Origin of the sequence: Xanthomonas sp. BRIP62411, assembly GCF_003993525.1 — a bacterium.
Lineage (GTDB): Bacteria > Pseudomonadota > Gammaproteobacteria > Xanthomonadales > Xanthomonadaceae > Xanthomonas > Xanthomonas euroxanthea.
This window is the reverse complement of record NZ_QEZI01000002.1, coordinates 222,245-239,901: the sequence shown is the minus strand read 5'-3', so window position 1 is coordinate 239,901 and position 17,657 is coordinate 222,245. Positions and strand designations below refer to the sequence as shown.

The 17,657-nt window shown below is 66.5% G+C and carries 17 protein-coding genes; 8 read left to right on the top strand and 9 right to left on the bottom strand.

Features of this window, described 5'->3' with window-relative positions; translation table 11 throughout:
- Window positions 1–19: 19 nt before the first annotated feature.
- From EO139_RS01445 to EO139_RS01425, 5 genes are all read left to right on the top strand, one after another.
- On the top strand, window positions 20–919 hold the full coding sequence (locus EO139_RS01445; protein ID WP_104583328.1) for a hydrogen peroxide-inducible genes activator: 900 nt from the start codon (window positions 20–22) through the stop codon (window positions 917–919).
- 88 nt (window positions 920–1,007) lie between these two features.
- Window positions 1,008–2,696 (top strand): ABC transporter ATP-binding protein, encoded by a 1,689-nt coding sequence (locus tag EO139_RS01440; RefSeq protein ID WP_104583329.1) that lies wholly within the window; start codon window positions 1,008–1,010, stop codon window positions 2,694–2,696.
- Window positions 2,680–3,771 carry an HlyD family efflux transporter periplasmic adaptor subunit gene (locus EO139_RS01435; RefSeq protein WP_104648391.1) on the top strand — a complete coding sequence of 364 codons (1,092 nt, stop codon included), beginning with the start codon at window positions 2,680–2,682 and terminating at the stop codon, window positions 3,769–3,771. The genes EO139_RS01440 and EO139_RS01435 overlap by 17 nt, the downstream gene beginning before the upstream one ends.
- Window positions 3,768–5,171 (top strand): TolC family protein, encoded by a 1,404-nt coding sequence (locus tag EO139_RS01430; protein ID WP_126969085.1) that lies wholly within the window; start codon window positions 3,768–3,770, stop codon window positions 5,169–5,171. The genes EO139_RS01435 and EO139_RS01430 overlap by 4 nt, the downstream gene beginning before the upstream one ends.
- A 148-nt stretch (window positions 5,172–5,319) precedes the next feature.
- The gene (locus EO139_RS01425; protein ID WP_104583332.1) at window positions 5,320–5,532 is read left to right on the top strand and encodes a hypothetical protein; all 213 of its coding nucleotides are present in this window, start codon (window positions 5,320–5,322) and stop codon (window positions 5,530–5,532) included.
- A 267-nt stretch (window positions 5,533–5,799) separates the two neighbouring features.
- Here the strand turns inward: EO139_RS01425 and EO139_RS01420 are convergent, their stop codons facing one another.
- From EO139_RS01420 to hrcA, 6 genes are all read right to left on the bottom strand, one after another.
- Complete coding sequence (locus EO139_RS01420; protein WP_126969084.1) at window positions 5,800–6,927, bottom strand: prephenate dehydrogenase; 1,128 nt, start codon at window positions 6,925–6,927, stop codon at window positions 5,800–5,802.
- Window positions 6,924–7,832 carry a pyridoxal kinase gene (gene pdxY / locus EO139_RS01415; protein ID WP_104583334.1) on the bottom strand — a complete coding sequence of 303 codons (909 nt, stop codon included), beginning with the start codon at window positions 7,830–7,832 and terminating at the stop codon, window positions 6,924–6,926. Before pdxY ends, EO139_RS01420 begins: the two co-directional genes overlap by 4 nt.
- A 340-nt stretch (window positions 7,833–8,172) precedes the next feature.
- Window positions 8,173–9,300: a molecular chaperone DnaJ gene (gene dnaJ, locus EO139_RS01410; RefSeq protein ID WP_126969083.1), complete on the bottom strand. Its 1,128-nt coding sequence runs from the start codon at window positions 9,298–9,300 to the stop codon at window positions 8,173–8,175.
- Between the two features lie 143 nt (window positions 9,301–9,443).
- A complete protein-coding gene (dnaK, locus tag EO139_RS01405) occupies window positions 9,444–11,372 on the bottom strand; it encodes a molecular chaperone DnaK (RefSeq protein ID WP_039511674.1) in 1,929 nt (642 codons plus the stop codon).
- Window positions 11,373–11,514: 142 nt separating this feature from the next.
- Window positions 11,515–12,033, bottom strand: a complete 519-nt coding sequence (gene grpE, locus EO139_RS01400) for a nucleotide exchange factor GrpE (RefSeq protein ID WP_010366360.1) — start codon at window positions 12,031–12,033, stop codon at window positions 11,515–11,517.
- Window positions 12,034–12,132: 99 nt separating this feature from the next.
- A complete protein-coding gene (gene hrcA / locus EO139_RS01395; RefSeq protein WP_104583337.1) occupies window positions 12,133–13,185 on the bottom strand; it encodes a heat-inducible transcriptional repressor HrcA in 1,053 nt (350 codons plus the stop codon).
- Window positions 13,186–13,301: 116 nt separating this feature from the next.
- Here hrcA and recN point away from each other — a divergent pair, with 116 nt between their 5' ends.
- Entirely contained in the window at window positions 13,302–14,966 is a 1,665-nt protein-coding gene (recN, locus tag EO139_RS01390) for a DNA repair protein RecN (protein WP_126969082.1), read from the top strand.
- A gap of 111 nt (window positions 14,967–15,077) precedes the next feature.
- Here the strand turns inward: recN and fur are convergent, their stop codons facing one another.
- The gene (gene fur, locus EO139_RS01385) at window positions 15,078–15,488 is read right to left on the bottom strand and encodes a ferric iron uptake transcriptional regulator (RefSeq protein ID WP_016901564.1); all 411 of its coding nucleotides are present in this window, start codon (window positions 15,486–15,488) and stop codon (window positions 15,078–15,080) included.
- 104 nt (window positions 15,489–15,592) lie between these two features.
- On the opposite strand from fur, the gene bamE reads away from it, so the two are divergent.
- Window positions 15,593–15,988 (top strand): outer membrane protein assembly factor BamE, encoded by a 396-nt coding sequence (gene bamE / locus EO139_RS01380; protein WP_126969081.1) that lies wholly within the window; start codon window positions 15,593–15,595, stop codon window positions 15,986–15,988.
- 271 nt (window positions 15,989–16,259) lie between these two features.
- On the opposite strand, the gene EO139_RS01375 is transcribed toward bamE, so the two are convergent.
- Both EO139_RS01375 and EO139_RS01370 read right to left on the bottom strand, forming a co-directional pair.
- Window positions 16,260–16,535, bottom strand: coding sequence for an RnfH family protein (locus tag EO139_RS01375; RefSeq protein ID WP_104583339.1), 276 nt, complete (start codon window positions 16,533–16,535; stop codon window positions 16,260–16,262).
- A 2-nt stretch (window positions 16,536–16,537) separates the two neighbouring features.
- Window positions 16,538–16,969 (bottom strand): type II toxin-antitoxin system RatA family toxin, encoded by a 432-nt coding sequence (locus EO139_RS01370; RefSeq protein WP_126969080.1) that lies wholly within the window; start codon window positions 16,967–16,969, stop codon window positions 16,538–16,540.
- Between the two features lie 60 nt (window positions 16,970–17,029).
- Here EO139_RS01370 and smpB point away from each other — a divergent pair, with 60 nt between their 5' ends.
- A complete protein-coding gene (smpB, locus tag EO139_RS01365) occupies window positions 17,030–17,533 on the top strand; it encodes an SsrA-binding protein SmpB (protein ID WP_039520446.1) in 504 nt (167 codons plus the stop codon).
- Window positions 17,534–17,657: the final 124 nt, after the last annotated feature.

The following is a 17,657-nucleotide window of genomic DNA, read 5'->3' as shown; positions in this document are numbered from 1 at the left end:
ACCCCTGACGACATCCCGCATGCCCCGCCCCAGAACCACCATTCGCCAGCTCAGTTATTTCGTCGCGCTCGCCGACACCGGCAGCTTCACCCGCGCCGCCGAGCAGATGGGCGTGTCGCAACCCTCGTTGTCGCAGCAGATCCGTGCGCTGGAAACCATCGTCGGCGCCGCGCTGTTCGAGCGTGGCGTGCCGGCCATCCTGACGCCGCTGGGGCGCGACCTGCTCGATCGCGCGCGCAGCATCCTGCTGGACGTGGCCGATCTGGAAGACGTCCGCGCCACCTCGGCCGACACCTTGATCGGCACCATCCGGCTGGGCGTGTCGCCCACGCTGGGCGCCTACCTGATGCCGAGCCTGGTCGCGCGCCTGCATCGCGAACACCCGGCACTGCGCGTGCACGTGCGCGAAGGCCTGCCGACCGTGCTCGCCAGCGGCCTGGCCAGCGGCGTGCACGACCTGATCCTGGCGCAGCTGCCGGTGGCCGGGCGCGGCCTGCACAGCGAGCGCCTGTTCCGCGAACCGCTGCACGTGACCATGGCCGCCGATCACCCCCTGCGTGCCAAGGCCTGCATCACGCCGGCCGATCTGCGCGGCGCCAACCTGCTCACCCTGATGCCCGAATACCGCCTGGCCGAACAAGTCGCGGCGATCGCCATGGACGTCGGCGCCAATGTCCTGCGCGATTACGAAGGCACCAGCCTGGATGCGATCCGCCAGATGGCCGGGATGGGCATGGGTCTTGCATTACTGCCAGACCTGTATGTGCGCCAGGAAATCCGCGAGGGCGACGATGTCGTCGTACGGCCGATCAAAGGCGGACGCTACTATAGGGAGATCGGTCTGCTGTGGCGGCAAGGCGCGGGACGCGCGCCGGCCTTCGGGCTGATTGCCGATCTTCTGCGTGCGGTGGCCGCATAGGAAAATCCTATGCGTCGAATAAGCGCTGCTGCCTTGTTCGCCAACTGCAACTCGTCAATGCTTCATTGAACTCATCAACGGAAATCGAATGGCGGGCAAGCAGATCGGATGGCGGGAAGCGGGAGCCTGGCTGGCGGAGATCGTCGGGCCGGACATGCCCTACGTGCGCCTGGCCATGGTGTACGGGGTCGCGATCAGCCTGCTGTCGCTGGCCACGCCGATCTCGGTGCAGTTGCTGATCAACAGCGTCGCCAACACCGCGCTGCCCACCCCGCTGTGGACCCTGTCCAGTCTGTTGCTGGGCCTGCTGTTGCTGGTGGCGGCGCTCAGCGCGATGCGGGTGTGGATGATGGCGCTGTTCGAGCGCCGCCTGTTTGCGCGTGTGGTGGCGGAAATCACCGTGCGCGCGGTGCATGCGCAGAACCCGTTCTTCGCCGACCAGAACCGTGGCGACGTATTCAACCGCTACTTCGATCTGGTGGTGGTGCAAAAAGCGGTGCCCAGCCTGGCCGTCGGTGCCTTCACCATCGTGCTGCAATCGGCGGTGGGCCTGATCGTCACCAGCTTCTATCACCCGTTCTTCCTCGGCTTCAACGCGCTGCTGCTGCTGATCATCTTCGCGATCTGGATGATCTGGTCGCGCGGCTCGATCCGCTCGGCGGTGGAACTGAGCCACGCCAAGCACAACGCGGCGCACTGGCTGGAAAGCGTGGGTGGCTCCAACGGCTTCTACAAATCCAGCCGCCATCTCAACTTCGCGATGGAGCGCTCCGAAGCGGTGACCGCCACCTATGTCGCCCGGCATCGGCGCCATTTCCGCTACACCTTCACCCAGACGGTGGCATTCCTGCTCACCTACGCGGTCGCCAGCGCGGCGCTGCTGGCACTGGGCGGCAGCCTGATCCTGCGTGGCGAACTGTCGATCGGCCAGCTGGTGGCCGCCGAGCTGATCCTCAGCGCGGTGTTCTACGGCATCGCGCAGTTGGGCACCTACCTGGACGTGTTCTACGACCTGGTGGCCAGCGCCGAGGAATTGTCGGTGCTGTATGCCATTCCGCAGGAGCGCCCGGTGGCGGCCGCGGGCAAGATCCCCGGCAACAGTGCCGTGCGCCTGGACGGGGTGGTGATCGAGGGGGCGCGCTTCGATTTCGCGCTGGAGGCCGGCGAACAACTGGTGACGCTGGCCGACGGTGGCGCCGAACGTCTGCTGGCGATGGTGCTCAAGCGCCACGTCGTCCCGGACCGCGGGCTGGTGATGGTCGGCGGCGCCGACATGGCCACCTTCGACATGTACCTGCTGCGCTCTGAAGTGACCGTGCTCGATCGGCCAACTATCGTCGAGGTCACCATCCGCGAATACCTGTCGATGGCCTCGGCCGAGGTGACCTCCGAGACGATGCTCGAAGCCATCGATACGGTGGGGCTGCGCGCGCGCATCGCCGCGCTGCCGCAAGGCCTGGACACCCGGCTTGCCGCCTCCGGCTACCCGCTGTGGATCGGCGAAGTGATGGCGCTGAAACTGGCCAACGCATTGCTGGTGCGTCCGCGCGTGCTGATGCTGTCGCAGCTGTACGATCTGCTGCCGGCCGAACGCCTGACCCGGGTGCTGCGGCAGCTGAAGCAGGCCGGCACCACGGTCCTGCTGTGCACCGGCCGGCCCGAGGACATCACCCTGGATGGCTGGTTCCGCCTGGAACCGGAGCGCCAGCAGCGCTACGCCACGCGCGCCGACCTGATCGCATCCACGCAGGAGGCCGACGATGCAGCACGCCTCTGACCGGATCGCGCACTTCCCCACCCTGGCATCCATGCGCCCGCCCAGCATCGCCAAGGTGTTGGCGTGGATGCTGCTGATCGGCGTGGCCATCGCCGGTTCCATCCTGGCGTTCGCGCCCTGGGTGCAGACCGCCAGCGGCAAGGGCCAGGTGGTGGCGCTGGACCCGGGTGACCGCCAGCAACAGGTCACCGCCTTCGTGCCGGGCCGGGTGGAGCGCTGGTATGTACACGATGGTCAGCACGTCGCCAAGGGCGACCCGATCGCCCGCGTCGGCGACCTCGACCCGGACCTGCTGGCCCGTCTTGCCAGCGAGCGTGCGCAGGTGGCGGCGGAAATCAGCGCCATCCAGCAATCGCGCGCGGTCGCCAGTATCGATGTGGAACGCAGCCGCCAGCTGCTCGCCGAAGGCCTGGCCGGCCGCCGCGACTACGAGCTGACCCAGATCAAGGTGGCCGAAGCCGATGCCAAGCTGGCCGAATCGCGTGCCAAGCTGACCCGCATCGACATCCAGTTGAACCGTCAGTCGGCGCAGCTGGTGCGCGCACCGCGCGATGGCCGCGTGCAGCAGCTCAACGCCGCCAGCGGCAGCGCGATGGTCTCGCCCGGCACGGTGCTGGCGGTGATCGCGCCGGAGCGGGTGGAACGTGCGGTCGAGCTGTACATCGACGGCCGCGACGTGCCGCTGATCCGCCCCGGTCGCCCGGTGCGGCTGGAGTTCGAAGGCTGGCCGGCGATCCAGTTCAGCGGCTGGCCGTCGGTGGCGCACGGCATGTTCGATGGTCGCGTCCGCGCCATCGACCCCAATGCCGCACCCGACGGATTGTTCCGCATCCTGGTCGAACCGCAGCCGGGCAAGCCGGCCTGGCCGGCGCAGGAATTCGCCCGCCAGGGCGGCAAGGTGCGCGGCTGGGTACAGGGCGAAACGGTGAAGGTGGGCTACGAACTGTGGCGCCAGCTCAATAATTTCCCGCTGGAGTTCGGCCGCCGCCCGTCGGCGACGACGACGCAGGATGAGGGCAAGGCCAAGCCGGCGTCGGCCGGCAAGTCCGAAGACGACGAGACCGGCAAGAAATGATCCGCCGTCTTGTCGTCCTGCTGGTCGCGCTCGTACCGGGCGTGGTTGCCGCCCAGACCACCGCGCTGACGCTGGATGAAGTGCTGCGCTCCTCTGCCCGCGCTTCTCCGCAGATCATCGAGTCGCTGGCCAAGGTCCGCCAGGCCGAAGGCAAGGGCATCTCGGCCGATGGCGCGTTCGACACCGTGTTCGATATCGACGGCCGCTCGCGCGAGGCCGGCTACTACGACGGCAGCGCGATCGAAAGCACCGTCAAGCGCCCGTTCGACGACAACGGCGGCTATTACTACGGTGGTTACCGCTCCTCGCGTGGTTCCTTCCCGGTCTACGAAGACAAGTCCTACACCGACCGCGGCGGCGAAGTGAAGGTCGGCGCGCTGTATGCGCTGCTGCGCGACCGGGTGGTCGACGAGCGCCGCACCCGTCGCAGCGTTGCCGGTGCCGATATCGATGTCGCGCAATACGAAGCGGAAATGGTCGCCATCGGCGTGCAACGCCGCGCGGTGGACGCCTACCAGAGCTGGGTCGCGGCCGGCCTGAAGCTGCGCGCGTACAACGACCTGCTGCAGCTGGCCGAGCAGCGCCGCAATGCGATTTCCCGGCAGGTGACACTGGGTGCGCGGCCCACCATCCTGCTGACCGAAAACGACCAGAACCTGGTCCGCCGACGCGCATTGGTGGTGCGCTCGGAGCAGGACTTCGCCAATGCTGCCAATGCCTTGTCGCTGTACCTGCGCGATGAAGCGGGAATGCCGTTGATCGTGTCCACCGAACGCCTGCCGGCCGATACGTCGGCGCTGGAAGGTCTGGCCGGCGCCAGCAAGATCACCGCACCGGTGGAGCGCCCCGATTACCGCGCGGTGCTGACCCGCATCGATCAGGCCACTGCACGGCTGATGCTGGCACAGAACGACCTCAAGCCACGCCTGGATGTGAGTTTCGAGGTCAGCAAGGACCTCGGGGCGCCCGGTGTCGGCGGCCCGAACCGCTCGCCGACCGATGCCATCGTCGGCTTCCGCTTCAGCGTGCCGCTGGAAAACCGCGCCGCCAAGGGCCGGGTCGCCGAAGCACGCGCCGAGATCGAGGCGCTGGATCAGCGCAGCCGTTACCTGCGCGACCAGATCACGGTGGAGGTCGAGTCGATCGTCATCTCGCTCACCGCCGCCGAACGGCTGGCCAAGATCGCCGACGAAGAACGCGCCCTGGCCGACCGTCTGGCAGCCGCCGAGCGCCGCCGCTTCGAGCTGGGGTCGGGCGATTTCTTCCTGGTCAACCAGCGCGAGGAGACCGCCAACGATGCCCGCGTGCGCCTGATCGATGCGCAGGCGCGCATTGCCTCGGCGCGTGCAGAGCTGGCGGCGGCGACGGCCGATCGGGACGCGTTGCAGCTGAGCCGGTGAACGGGCTGCCGGTTGGCTCGCCAACTTGCCGCATCGCGCAATGACGCCCGGGTAACACCTGCCTGCGCATGCTCGCTTCGGCCGGCCCGGCGCCGGTGGTGCGATCCTGGCAGCTCGCACGACGTCCCTGATTCTTTCGGAGGTGCGTATGTCGTTCCGGCAATTTCCCGCAATCGGTGCAGATGGCGAGTCCTACGTCATCATCGAATTCCGCGACGAGCCCGAATCCCGCAACGGCCAGCAAGCCCAGATGCAGTCGCGCGCTGCGCCACGCTACGAACTCCCCGATGGCCGCCGCCTGCAGCGGCAGGGCCAGCGCTTCATCACCGATGGTGGCGAGTTACGGCTGTCCACGTCCTGAGATGACGCTGGTCATTTTTTGACCACCCGGGCGGCAACCCTTGCAGTGCAAGGGCTGCACGCGGTTATCCACATGCTTGTGCAGGTTTCATCCACACCCTGTGTGGATGAAACCGCTGTGGCAAGCACTTGGCGTCGTGCCCGGCCACACCCGGTATTGCCCCCATATCGCCCTCGGCGCATCGCATGCGGTTCAGTCAGCCAACATGGATCGCCGCAGGTCGCACGCCGCGATATCGGCATCGATCAGGCCGGCTGTGGATCGTGGCTACCCGGTGCGATCGGAACGCTCCAGCACCCGCCCGATGCCGCTGCGGTCGATGTCGCTGGCTGCCTGCGCCAGCGCCGCGCGATCGCTATCCGGCTCGAACCCGATGCGGAAATGCAACTCGCCCACCGGCGTGCGCGACGAGTGGATCGACGACAGATTCACCCCATGCTGCTCGAACACATGCAACAGCGCACGCAACGAACCGGGCTGGTCTTCCGGCAGGTAGACGCTCACGGTCAACGGCTCGGTGAGGTCGGCCAGCAGGTAGCCCACGCGCTCATAGGTGTAGTTGCCCGCAGCCAGCGACTCGCCGCGTAGCGCCTGCGCGTTGTCGTCCAGAAACCGGGCGCGAAACTGCGCGCGCGCCGCATCGTCGCCTTGCGCGACCAGCGCGCGCAATTCGCGCAGCTGCAGCAACAGCCGGTCGAGCATCTCGCCCACGTACGGGTTGCCGAACTGGATGTCTTCATAGATCGCCGGATTGAGCGAGAGGATGCGCGCGATCACCGCGCTATCCAGCTCGAACGAGGCCGAGCGATACGGCATCAGCGCGCGCAGTTCGCCCAGAAGCGGCGCGTAGTCGCGCAAGGTGCCGGCCTGCGCCAGATGGGTGGCGTGCACCATCGCCTGCACCAGCGCCATCACGCGGTCGTGGTGCTCGGGCGTGGCGTACACGCACTCGGCCTGCAGCGCGGTGCACAGCATCTGCACCCATGCCGACCACTGCTGCAACCGTGCCTGGCAGACCACCATCACCCGCCCTTTCAAGGTGGGCGATTTGGGCGGTGCGGTCATCGGATGCAGGCCGACGACCTCGGCCGGCGATGCCAGCATCGCGGCAACCGGCGCCTGCTTGATCGAGGTGACATCCATCCACAACTGCGACGCGGCACGCGGGCCGGCAAGGTCCACATAACGCGCGATCAATGCGGCGGTGTGGCGAATCGGCGCAGAAAAGATCAGCACGTCTGCACGCTGCGCCAAGGTGGCCTCGTCCATGTCGCCGTCACCGGCCGGATCGAAGCCGATCACCTCCAGCCCCAGGCGCGTGCGCAAAAACTGCACCAGCCAGCGTCCGTAGGCACCGGCGATGCCGACGATGCCGACCACCGGCTGCGCCATCATGCCAGTCGCTCGAGCGCAAAACGCGGGGCAGCCGCAAGTGCGGCCGGTGCGGCGGCCAGCACATCGAACTCCTCGACGCCTGCATCCAATGTGGCTTCCAGTGCACCATGCACGCCGCTGAGCGCATGCCCCACCGCCTGCTCGAACGGCATATCGCGCAGCAGGAACCCGATCAGCAAGGCCATCAGCACATCGCCGGTGCCGGCCACATCCACCGGCAGATGCGGCGTGGCCCAGCGATACACCGCCGTGTTGCTGACCGCCAGGGTCACCAGCTCACCGGCCGCACCGGCCACGCTGTGCGCAAGCACCCATTGCGGGCCGCGCGCCAGCAATGCGCGCGCGGCAACGACGGCATCGTCCTGCTCCAGACTCGGCAAACCGGTCAGTCGCCCAAGCTCGAACGCATTCGGCGTCACCAGCCAGGCATGCGGCAACAGCCGCTCGGCGAACACGCGCTCCAGTCCGGGTTCGACATACGGGCCGGTGTGCGTGTCGCCGATCACCGGATCCAGGCAATAACGCAGTTGCGGGGCCTGCGGCAGGGTCTGCTCCAGCCAGTCGGCAAACGCCTCGCCATTGGCCAGGCTGCCGAAATAGCCGGAAACCAGCATGCGGGCACGCTGCGGCAGGCCGCGCTCGCTCGCCCCCAACAGCAGGTCGGCCAACCAGTCGGCCGGCAGGATGCGGCCGCGCAAGGTGGCGTAGAACGGCGCATTGCTCAGCAGCGTGGTCGGCACTTCCGCCACCCGCAGGCCCAGCGCACGCAGCGGTGGCACCGCCGCGCTGTTGCCGGCATGGCCGTAGACCAGTTGCGACTGGACCGAGATCACATCGATCGGCGAAGGACCATCCGGACGCTGGCGGCGGCCGTGGACCAGATGACTGTCGGGGGCATTGTTCATCGCAGCATTTTACGCCAGCGCCACGGCGCGCCCACCTTCGATCGATGCGACCGTCGTCCGCTCGCCGCTACGCCTACCGTCGCCAAGCCAGTCCTCGCCAGGCCGGTCCGTGCGCTGGCAGCGGTCGATATCGCCTCCGATCTGCGCGGGCTCCTGCCGCAAGAACGCGAATGCCGGCCCCGTGGCCGGCATTCGTCTGGAGAACCTCGCTCAGTCATTCAACTTTCCGGACATTCGGGAGCATTCATCCGCTCCCGCACATCCCGAATCGCCAAAATGGCGCACCGCTCCGGCCACACCGCTCTTACGATTCCCCAATCCCGATTCCCGATTCCCAGCCTCAGGACGTCATCCGATCCCAGAAGCCCTTGACGCCATCGATGAAGGTGGCCGACTTGGGCGAATGCTTGCGTGCATCCTCACCGGTGAACGTGGCTTCGAACTGCTGCAGCAACTCGCGCTGGTCGGCGGTCAGGTTCACCGGCGTTTCGACCACCACGCGGCAATACAGATCGCCTTCGCTGCGACTGCGCACCGAGCGCACGCCCTTGCCACGCAACCGGAACAGCTTGCCAGTCTGGGTTTCGGCCGGAATGCGGATTTCCGCCTCCCCGCCCAGGGTGGCCACACGCACGGTGTCGCCCAGCGCCGCCTGCGAAATACGAATCGGCACTTCGCAATGCAGGTCATCGCCGTCGCGCTGGAAGATCGCATGCTCGCGCACGCGCACTTCCACATACAGATCGCCCGGCGGCGTGCCGGCCGGGCCGGCTTCGCCTTCGCCAGCCAGGCGGATGCGGTCGCCGGTATCTACGCCGGCAGGCACCTTGATCGACAGCACCTTGTCTTCTTCCACGCGACCGGCGCCGTGGCAGGTCTTGCACGGATTCTGGATCAGCGTGCCGCGCCCGTCGCAATGCGGGCAGCTCTGCTGCATGGCGAAGATGCCGCGCTGGATGCGGACCTGGCCGCGTCCGTGGCAGGTCCCGCACACTTCCACCTTGCCGTCTTCCGAACCACTGCCATGGCAGGGCTCGCACTCGATCAGGGTCGGGATCTCGATGCGGCGTTCGATGCCGGCAACGGCTTCTTCCAGATCCAGTTCCAACACGTAGCCGACGTCGGCACCACGTCGCGCAGCGCGCGGACCGGCGGCGCCACCGCCGAAAATATTGCCGAAGATATCGCCAAAGATATCTCCCATGTCCGGGCCACCCGGCCCGCCACCACCGCCCATGCCGTGCTCGAACGCAGCGTGGCCGTGCGCATCGTAGGCGCGGCGCTTGTTGCCGTCCGACAACACCTCATAGGCTTCCTTGCACTCCTTGAACATCGCTTCGGCAGCAGCGTCGCCGGGATTGCGGTCCGGGTGGTGCTTCATCGCACAGCGCCGATACGCCTTCTTTAGCTCCTCTTCGCTGGCGCCACGGGCAACGCCCAGCACTTCGTAGTAATCGCGTTTGCTCATGACAGGGAATCGGGAATCGGGAGACGGGAATCGTTCAAAGCGCACATCCTCAGTAAATCGCAATCGAAAGTGGAAGGATCAGACAACGGGAAGGAGCGATGCCGCAGCACCGCTCCTCCCATTCTCGATTCCCTATTCCCCACTCACGCCTTCTTGTCGTCCTTGACTTCGGTGAACTCGGCGTCCACCACGTCGTCGGCGGCCTTGGAGGCCTGCGCGTTGCCGCTGGCCGCATCGGCGTTGCCGCCCTGCTCTGCCGCGGCAGCGGCGGCGTACAGCGACTGGCCGGCTTCTTCCAGGGTCTTGCTGCGGGCCTCGATCTGCGCCTTGTCGTCGCTCTTCATGGCGGTTTCCAGATCCGACAGCGCCGCTTCCACCTTGCCGATCACATCGCCACCGACCTTGCTGCCATGCTCGGTGATCGCGGTGCGGGTGGCGTGGATCAGGCCATCGGCCTGGTTGCGGGCCTGCACCAGTTCCTGGAACTTCTTGTCTTCCTCGCGGTTGGCTTCCGCATCGGCGACCATGCGCTGGATCTCTTCGTCCGACAGGCCCGAACCGGCCTTGATCTCGACCTTCTGCTCCTTGTTGGTCTTCTTGTCCTTGGCCGACACGTGCAGGATGCCGTTGGCGTCGATGTCGAAGGACACCTCCACCTGCGGCATGCCGCGCGGGGCCGGCTCGATGCCGGACAGGTCGAACTTGGCCAGCGACTTGTTGAAGCGGGCCTGCTCGCGCTCACCCTGCAACACATGCACGGTCACGGCCGACTGGTTGTCCTCGGCGGTGGAGAAGGTCTGCGAGGCCTTGGTCGGGATGGTGGTGTTCTTTTCGATGATCTTGGTGAACACGCCACCCATGGTTTCGATACCCAGCGACAGCGGGGTCACGTCCAGCAGCAGCACGTCCTTGACGTCGCCGGCCAGCACGCCGCCCTGGATCGCAGCGCCCACGGCCACGGCTTCGTCCGGGTTGACGTCCTTGCGCGGTTCCTTGCCGAAGAAATCGGCAACCGCCTGCTGCACCTTCGGCATACGGGTCTGACCGCCGACCAGGATCACTTCGTTGATGTCGCTGGCGCGCAGGCCGGCATCGTTCAACGCGGTGCGGCACGGCTCGATCGACTTCTTGACCAGGTCCTCCACCAGCGCTTCGAGCTTGGCACGGGTCAACTTGATGTTGAGGTGCTTCGGGCCCGAGGCATCGGCGGTGACGTACGGCAGGTTCACTTCGGTCTGCTGGCTGGTCGACAGCTCGATCTTGGCGCGCTCTGCGGCGTCCTTCAGGCGCTGCAGCGCCAACGGATCCTTGCGCAGATCGATGCCCTGGTCCTTGTTGAATTCGTCGACCAGGTACTCGATGACGCGGTTGTCGAAGTCTTCGCCGCCGAGGAAGGTGTCGCCATTGGTGGCCAGCACTTCGAACTGCTTCTCGCCGTCGACTTCGGCGATTTCGATGATCGACACGTCGAAGGTGCCGCCGCCCAGGTCGTACACGGCGATCTTGCGGTCGCCGCCGTTCTTGTCCAGGCCATAGGCCAGGGCTGCAGCGGTCGGCTCGTTGATGATGCGCTTGACGTCCAGACCGGCGATGCGGCCGGCGTCCTTGGTGGCCTGACGCTGGCTGTCGTTGAAGTAGGCCGGCACCGTGATCACGGCCTCGGTGACCTTCTCGCCCAGGAAGTCCTCGGCGGTCTTCTTCATCTTTTCAAGCACGCGGGCGGAGATTTCCTGCGGCGCCATGCGCTTGCCATCGCTGGTCTGCACCCAGGCATCGCCGTTGTCGTGGGCGAGGATGCCGTACGGCACGTGCGAGATGTCCTTCTGCACTTCGGCGTCGGTGAACTTGCGGCCGATCAGGCGCTTCACCGCGTAGAAGGTGTTCTTGGGGTTGGTCACTGCCTGGCGCTTGGCCGAGGCACCGACCAGGACTTCGCCGTCCTTGGTGTAGGCGACGATCGAAGGCGTGGTGCGATCGCCCTCGGAATTTTCGATGACGCGGGCCTTGCCGCCGTCCATGATCGACACGCACGAGTTCGTGGTGCCGAGGTCAATACCAATGATCTTGCCCATGGATACGCTCCTGATGATTCTTTAGCTGTGTCCGGCGACGCCGGGTCTGGCTGAGATGTGGGGGTGGTGCGCAGGTGTTCAAGCCACCTGCACGAATCTGCGTTTCGCGCATGCGCCCGGCAGTTCAGCCGGGCGCCACGGTTCAGTCGTGCTTGGCCACGACCACCAGGGCCGGGCGCAGCAGACGTTCGTTGAGCAGATAGCCTTTCTGGAACACCTGCACCACGTGGCCCGGGGCGATGCCCTCGGCCTCGCCCTGGCTGATGGCCTGGTGCTGGTCCGGGTTGAACGGCTGGCCGACCGGATCGAGCAGGGTCAGGCCGTTGTCGGCCGCAACCTTGAGCAGCTGCTTGTAGGTCATGTCCAGGCCATCGCGCAGCGGGCTGGGCTCGGTGCCGGCCGCGGTCAGGCCGGCGTCCAGGCTGTCGAACACCGGCAGCAGCTCGCCCAGCAGCTTTTCGTTGGCGAACTTGCGCGCGTTCTCGACATCACGGGCGATGCGCTTGCGCTGGTTCTCCAGATCGGCACGCTCGCGCAGGGCATCGGCCTTGACCAGCGCGATCTCGCTGCGCAGCGATTCGATCTCGGCCTTGAGCGGATCGGTCTCGGGTGGGTTCTGGGACAGGTCTTCGGAGTCGAATTCGGGGTGGTCTTGGTTCATGTGCAGTTCCCGGGCAAGCGGAACGCCCGCCCCAACGTCACCCCGTATGTGGGCGCGCACGCGCGTTTCAAGCAAAATGATCGTCTCGATCGTTGCCGCTTATCGCGTGCCGGGCGGTTCCATGGCCGCACCCAGCACCTGGGCGGCGGTCTGCACCAGCGGAATCACCCGGTCGTAGGCCATGCGTTTGGGCCCGATCACGCCCAGCACGCCCAGCACCTGGCCATTGGCGGCGTACGGCGCGGTGACCAGCGAGACGTCGTCCAGCGACACCATGCCGGTCTCCTCGCCGATGAAGATGCGCACGCCCGGCGCCTGGATGGTGCGTTCGAGCAGCTGCAGGATCTCGCGCTTGCTGGCGAAGGCCTCGAACAGCTCGCGCAGCCGGTCCAGGTCCGACAGGTCCTGCACGCCCATCAGGCGGGTCTGCCCGGCCATCACCATGTCGTCGGCATCGGCCGGCACCAGCGCCTCGCTGGCCAGGTCCACGCTGTGCGCCAGCAACTGCTCCATCTCGTTCTTGGCCAAGCGCAACTCGCGCAACAGGCTGGCGCGGATATCCGCCAGCGCGCGCCCGGCAAATTGCGCATTGAGGTAATTGGCCACCCGCTCCAGCTCGGCCGGCTCGTAGGCCCGGCGCGGCTCGATCACCCGGTTCTGCACCTCGTTGTCGGCAAACACCAGGATCGCCAGCACCCGCCGCGCGTCCAGCGCAACGAAGTCAATGTGCCGGAACGCGAACTGCTCGCGCCGCGGCGCGCTGACCACGCCGACGAAATGGCTCATCGCCGACAGCATCTGCGAGGCACTGCCCAGCAGCGACTGGGTGCCGTTGCCGCTGGCAAGCTCCGCGCGCAGGCGTCGCACTTCTTCCTCGCCGGGCGGCTGCATCTGCACCAGGCTGTCGACGAACACCCGGTACCCGTGCGCGGTGGGCACCCGCCCGGCCGATGTGTGCGGAGAGCTGAGCAGCCCCACATCCTCCAGGTCGGCCAGGATGTTGCGGATGGTGGCCGGGCTGACGTCCAGCCCTGCGTGCTGGGCCAGCGTCTTGGAGCCCACCGGCTCGCCGTCGCGGATATAGCGGGCAATCAGCGTCCGCAGCAGCTGGCGAGCGCGGGGGTCGAGCGTTGGGGACTGTGACGCGCGCATGGGATCATCCGGTGAGACTGGGCATAGATAATGTCTGGCCCTGCGGTTGGCAAGCGTCTTATTCCCTGCCCGCCGCTCCCACCCTAAGCTTCCCCAAAGCGTTCACACTCGACCCCATGCTCAGACACCTCTCCATCAAGGATTTCGCCGTCGTCCGCGCCACCGAACTGGAATTCGGGCCGGGCATGACCGTGGTTTCCGGCGAAACCGGCGCCGGCAAGTCGCTGATGGTGGACGCACTGGGCTTTCTGTCCGGGCTGCGCGCCGACAGCGGCGTGGTCCGCCACGGCGCCGACCGCGCCGAACTGTCGGCCGAATTCCAGCTGCCGGCCCAGCACCCGGGCCTGACCTGGCTGTCGGACAACGAACTCGACGACGATGCGCAGTGCCAGCTGCGCCGGGTCATCCGTGCTGATGGCGGCTCGCGTGCCTGGATCAACGGCCGCCCGGTGACCTCCTCGCAACTGGCGGAACTGGCTTCGCGGCTGGTGGAGATCCATGGCCAGCACGAACACCAGGCCCTGATGGCCCGCCACAGCCAGCTCGCCCTGCTCGACGCCTATGCCCGCAACGGCGCGCAGCGCGAGCAGGTGCGCCAGGCCAGCCAGCGCTGGCAGGCCCTGCTGGACGAGCGCGACGCGCTGTCCGCGCAAGGCGATGTCTCCGACCGCATCGGCTTTCTGGAACACCAGCTCGGCGAACTGGAACGCGAGGACCTGGACCCGGCCGCGATCGCCGCGCTGGACGTCAATCACCGCCGCCAGGCGCATGCCACCGCCTTGATCGGCGCCTGCGACAGCGTGGCCCTGCAGCTCAATGGCGACGACGGCGCCTGCGCGCTGGGCCTGCTGCAGGACAGCCGCCACGACCTGGCGCGCGTGGCCGAGCACGAGCCACGCCTGGGCGAGGTCGATGCGCTGCTGGACAGCGCGGTCATCCAGATCGAAGAGGCGCTGGCCCTGCTCGACCGCGTGCGCGACGACCTGGAGGCCGACCCGGCCCAGTTCGAGGCGATGGAGCGCCGGCTCGGCCGCCTGCACGATCTGGCGCGCAAGCATCGCGTCACCCCGGACGAACTGGCCGCCCAGCGCGAGCGCATGAGCCTGGAAGTGGAAAGCCTGCGCGGCGCCGACGAGCGCCTGCAGCAGCTGGACAAGCACATCGAGGCGGCAATCGGCGTCTGGCGCAGTGCAGCCAGCACCCTCAGCGCCAGCCGCACGGCCGCTGCCGAGGCCCTGTCGGCCGCCACCACCACGCTGATCGGCGAGCTGGGCATGGGCGGCGGGCAGTTCCTGATCCAGCTGCAGCCGCAGGACACCCTGCGCCCGGATCCCAATGGCGCCGAGCGGGTGGAATTCCTGGTCGCCGCCAATGCCGGGCAGCCACCCCGCGCATTGCGCAAGGTCGCCTCCGGCGGCGAGCTGTCGCGGATTTCACTGGCCATCGAGGTCGCAGCCCTCGGTCTGGACAGCGTGCCGACCATGGTCTTCGACGAGGTCGATTCCGGCATCGGCGGCGCGGTGGCGGACATCGTCGGGCAGAAGCTGCGCGCCCTGGGCGAAGAGCGCCAGGTGCTTTGCGTGACCCACTTGCCGCAGGTGGCCGCCAAGGGCCATGCGCACTATCGGGTCAGCAAGGCGCCGGTGGACGGCATGACCCAGAGCGCGGTCGAACTGCTCGGCCCGCAGGCCCGCCAGGAAGAACTGGCGCGCATGCTGGGCGGGGTGGAAGTCAGCAAGGAAGCCCGCGCGGCGGCACGCAAGCTGCTGCAGAGCGCCTGAGCCGACCGGCGTGGCGCCGGCAGAGCTCGGCGTGGCCGGGCAGCCGATGGCTGCAAACGCACAAGGCGGCCGAAGCCGCCTTGTCGTTACCGCAATGCCGCTGGCTTTCCGTCAGCGCGGGCGCTTCTTGCGCACGTACAGCACCAGCGAGTGCTCTTCCAGCTCGTAGCCATGCTGGGCGGCGATCTGACGCTGCAAGGCCTCGATCTCTTCGCTCTCGAACTCGATCACGTGGCCGGTGTCCACGTCCACCATATGGTCGTGATGGCCGCCGCGATCCAGCTCATAGACCGCCTGGCCGCCTTCGAAATTGTGCTTCAGCACCAGGCCGGCAGCCTCGAACTGGGTCAGCACCCGATACACCGTGGCCAGACCGATTTCGTCGCCATGATCGAGCAGCTGCCGATAGATGTCTTCTGCGCTGAGGTGGTGCTGGTTGCTCTTCTGCTCGAGCAATTCCAGGATCCGCATCCGCGGATGGGTCACCTTGAGCCCGACTTTGCGCAGGTCGTGGGTTTCCATATGTTCTCCGTTCATTGGCGATTTAGCGCCAGCTGCCATCAAACGGGTCGCGGCGACCGGCGGGAGTGTATCATCGGCGTGATTTCCTCAGCACTTAATCCCCGATGCGTAATCTCCTGCTGGTCGCCGCCGTTACTCTTTCCACCGCTGGCTGCGGCATCATCTACAAGCAGCCGATCTACCAGGGCAATCTGATCAAACAGAATGCCGTGGAGCAACTGCAGATAGGCCAGAGCAAGCAGCAGGTCAGCGCGTTGCTGGGTACCCCCTCGATTCCCGACCCGTTTCATTCGCAGCGCTGGGACTACACCTCCACACAGCGCGTGGACCGTCTGGCGCGTACCGAGATCAAGAACTTCACGGTGTTCTTCGAAAACGAGCAGGTCGTGCGTTGGGAAGGCGATTATTTCCCGTCGCAGGACGAGCAGCTGGCCAAGTCGGCGCCCAAGCAGTTCGGCCGCAATCTGGCCCGCGACAAGAAGAAGCAGCGCGGCCGTTGATGCGCCTGCTCGGCGGTCTTGCGGTCGCCTGAGTGTCGGTCAGATCAGAAAACGCATCCCTTTGAACGGATGCGTTTTTTATTTGCCTGGTCGAAACGACGTGGTTGATCGCGGACGACGGTGCCGAGGCAGCTGTCGATAGCTGGGGCTTTCAGTCAGATGTTTTGCATCACCCTGCGCCGGTCCAGGCCGTCGGGTGCGTTCACGCTGCTGACCTGCTACCGGAACAGTTCGCTATCACGCGCACATGCATCGCGGTCCTGACAAGCCGCTACTTGCTGGGACCGGTTTTTTTGCTCGGTCCGGCACGGCGACGCCGCGCGTCCTTCGGATCCAGCAGCAGCGGCCTGAGCAGTTCGACCCGATCGCCGTCGCGCAGCACCTGATCCGCGCGCGCAATCAGCCCATGGATCGCCTGCGCCGCGGGCGGTCGGTCCGGTGCCAGACCGGACGCGGCAATCGCCTCGGCCACGGTGGCGCCCTCGGCCAGGTCCAGCGACACCGAACTGCAGCGGTCCGGCCAGGCCAGCACGACGTCGACGCGCATGCTCAGGTGTCGCCGCGATCGGCGACCCGCACGAAATCGTTGACCATGCGGTCGGCCAGGCCCTGAAAGCCCAGCGCCAGCGCCGGACCCAACAGCCGCGAGCTGGTTTCCACTTCCAGGGTCAGGCTGACCTTGCAGGCGTTCTCGCCCAGCGGCTGGAATTCCCACAGGCCTTCCAGCCGCTTGAACGGCCCGTCGCGCAGATGCATGACGATGCGCTCGGGGCGTTCGAGCATGTTTTCGGTGGTGAACCAGGTGCGGAACGATCCCAGCCCCAGATCCAGCCGCGCAACGATGTGCGCCTGGTCCTGTTCAAGCACCTGCGCAGCATCGCACCAGCCGAAACGGCGCGGATAGGCGGCAACATCATTGACCAGGTCGAACATGCGGGTGGCGCTGTGTTCGACCAGGGCGCTGCGACGGATGGTAGGCATTCGCTAACTTGTGAAAGACAGAAGATCGTTTGATGACGCCGAATCGGCGACAATAGCGGCATGAGCAAGAAACCAGCCAAGGATAAAGCAAACGGCGCGACGGCCACGAAAACCATCGCGCTGAACAAGCGTGCGCGCTACGAATACCACCTGGAAGAGCGCTACGAAGCCGGCTTGGCGCTGCAGGGCTGGGAAGTCAAGGCGATCCGCGCCGGTCGCGCCAACATCATCGACGGCTACGCCTACGTGCGTTCAGGCGAGATCTTCCTGATCGGCGCGCAGATCACCCCGCTGATCCAGGCCTCCAGCCACACCGTGCCGGTGGAACGCCGCGACCGCAAGCTGCTGCTGCACCGCCGGGAGATCGACAAGGTGTTGAGCAGCGTCGAACGCGACGGCTACACCCTGGTGCCCACCGCGCTGTACTGGAGCAACAACAAGGTCAAGCTGGAAATCGCACTGGCCAAGGGCAAGCAGAACCACGACAAGCGCGACGCCGCCAAGGATCGCGACTGGCAGCGCGACAAGCAGCGCGTGATGCGGCGGCATAACCGCGACGCGTGAGTGGGGAATCGGGAATAGAGAATCGCAAGAGCTGGGCAGGCTCACTGCGTTGATCTCAGCTGCGTTGACCTCACGTTAGTTAAAGACGCGGGCATTGCTGGATCCGTGAGAAGCATCGCGCTTT

Bases quoted from the DNA above. Each gene is read 5' to 3' on its own strand.
- EO139_RS01440 (WP_104583329.1), top strand. From the start codon at position 1,008: ATGGCGGGCAAGCAGATCGGATGGCGGGAAGCGGGAGCCTGGCTGGCG.
- EO139_RS01370 (WP_126969080.1), bottom strand. From the start codon at position 16,969: ATGCCTACCATCCGTCGCAGCGCCCTGGTCGAACACAGCGCCACCCGC.
- smpB (WP_039520446.1), top strand. From the start codon at position 17,030: ATGAGCAAGAAACCAGCCAAGGATAAAGCAAACGGCGCGACGGCCACG.
- hrcA (WP_104583337.1), bottom strand. From the start codon at position 13,185: ATGCGCGCGTCACAGTCCCCAACGCTCGACCCCCGCGCTCGCCAGCTG.
- EO139_RS01435 (WP_104648391.1), top strand. From the start codon at position 2,680: ATGCAGCACGCCTCTGACCGGATCGCGCACTTCCCCACCCTGGCATCC.
- EO139_RS01420 (WP_126969084.1), bottom strand. From the start codon at position 6,927: ATGATGGCGCAGCCGGTGGTCGGCATCGTCGGCATCGCCGGTGCCTAC.
- dnaK (WP_039511674.1), bottom strand. From the start codon at position 11,372: ATGGGCAAGATCATTGGTATTGACCTCGGCACCACGAACTCGTGCGTG.
- EO139_RS01445 (WP_104583328.1), top strand. From the start codon at position 20: ATGCCCCGCCCCAGAACCACCATTCGCCAGCTCAGTTATTTCGTCGCG.
- fur (WP_016901564.1), bottom strand. From the start codon at position 15,488: ATGGAAACCCACGACCTGCGCAAAGTCGGGCTCAAGGTGACCCATCCG.
- grpE (WP_010366360.1), bottom strand. From the start codon at position 12,033: ATGAACCAAGACCACCCCGAATTCGACTCCGAAGACCTGTCCCAGAAC.
- pdxY (WP_104583334.1), bottom strand. From the start codon at position 7,832: ATGAACAATGCCCCCGACAGTCATCTGGTCCACGGCCGCCGCCAGCGT.
- recN (WP_126969082.1), top strand. From the start codon at position 13,302: ATGCTCAGACACCTCTCCATCAAGGATTTCGCCGTCGTCCGCGCCACC.
- bamE (WP_126969081.1), top strand. From the start codon at position 15,593: ATGCGTAATCTCCTGCTGGTCGCCGCCGTTACTCTTTCCACCGCTGGC.
- EO139_RS01425 (WP_104583332.1), top strand. From the start codon at position 5,320: ATGTCGTTCCGGCAATTTCCCGCAATCGGTGCAGATGGCGAGTCCTAC.
- EO139_RS01375 (WP_104583339.1), bottom strand. From the start codon at position 16,535: ATGCGCGTCGACGTCGTGCTGGCCTGGCCGGACCGCTGCAGTTCGGTG.
- EO139_RS01430 (WP_126969085.1), top strand. From the start codon at position 3,768: ATGATCCGCCGTCTTGTCGTCCTGCTGGTCGCGCTCGTACCGGGCGTG.
- dnaJ (WP_126969083.1), bottom strand. From the start codon at position 9,300: ATGAGCAAACGCGATTACTACGAAGTGCTGGGCGTTGCCCGTGGCGCC.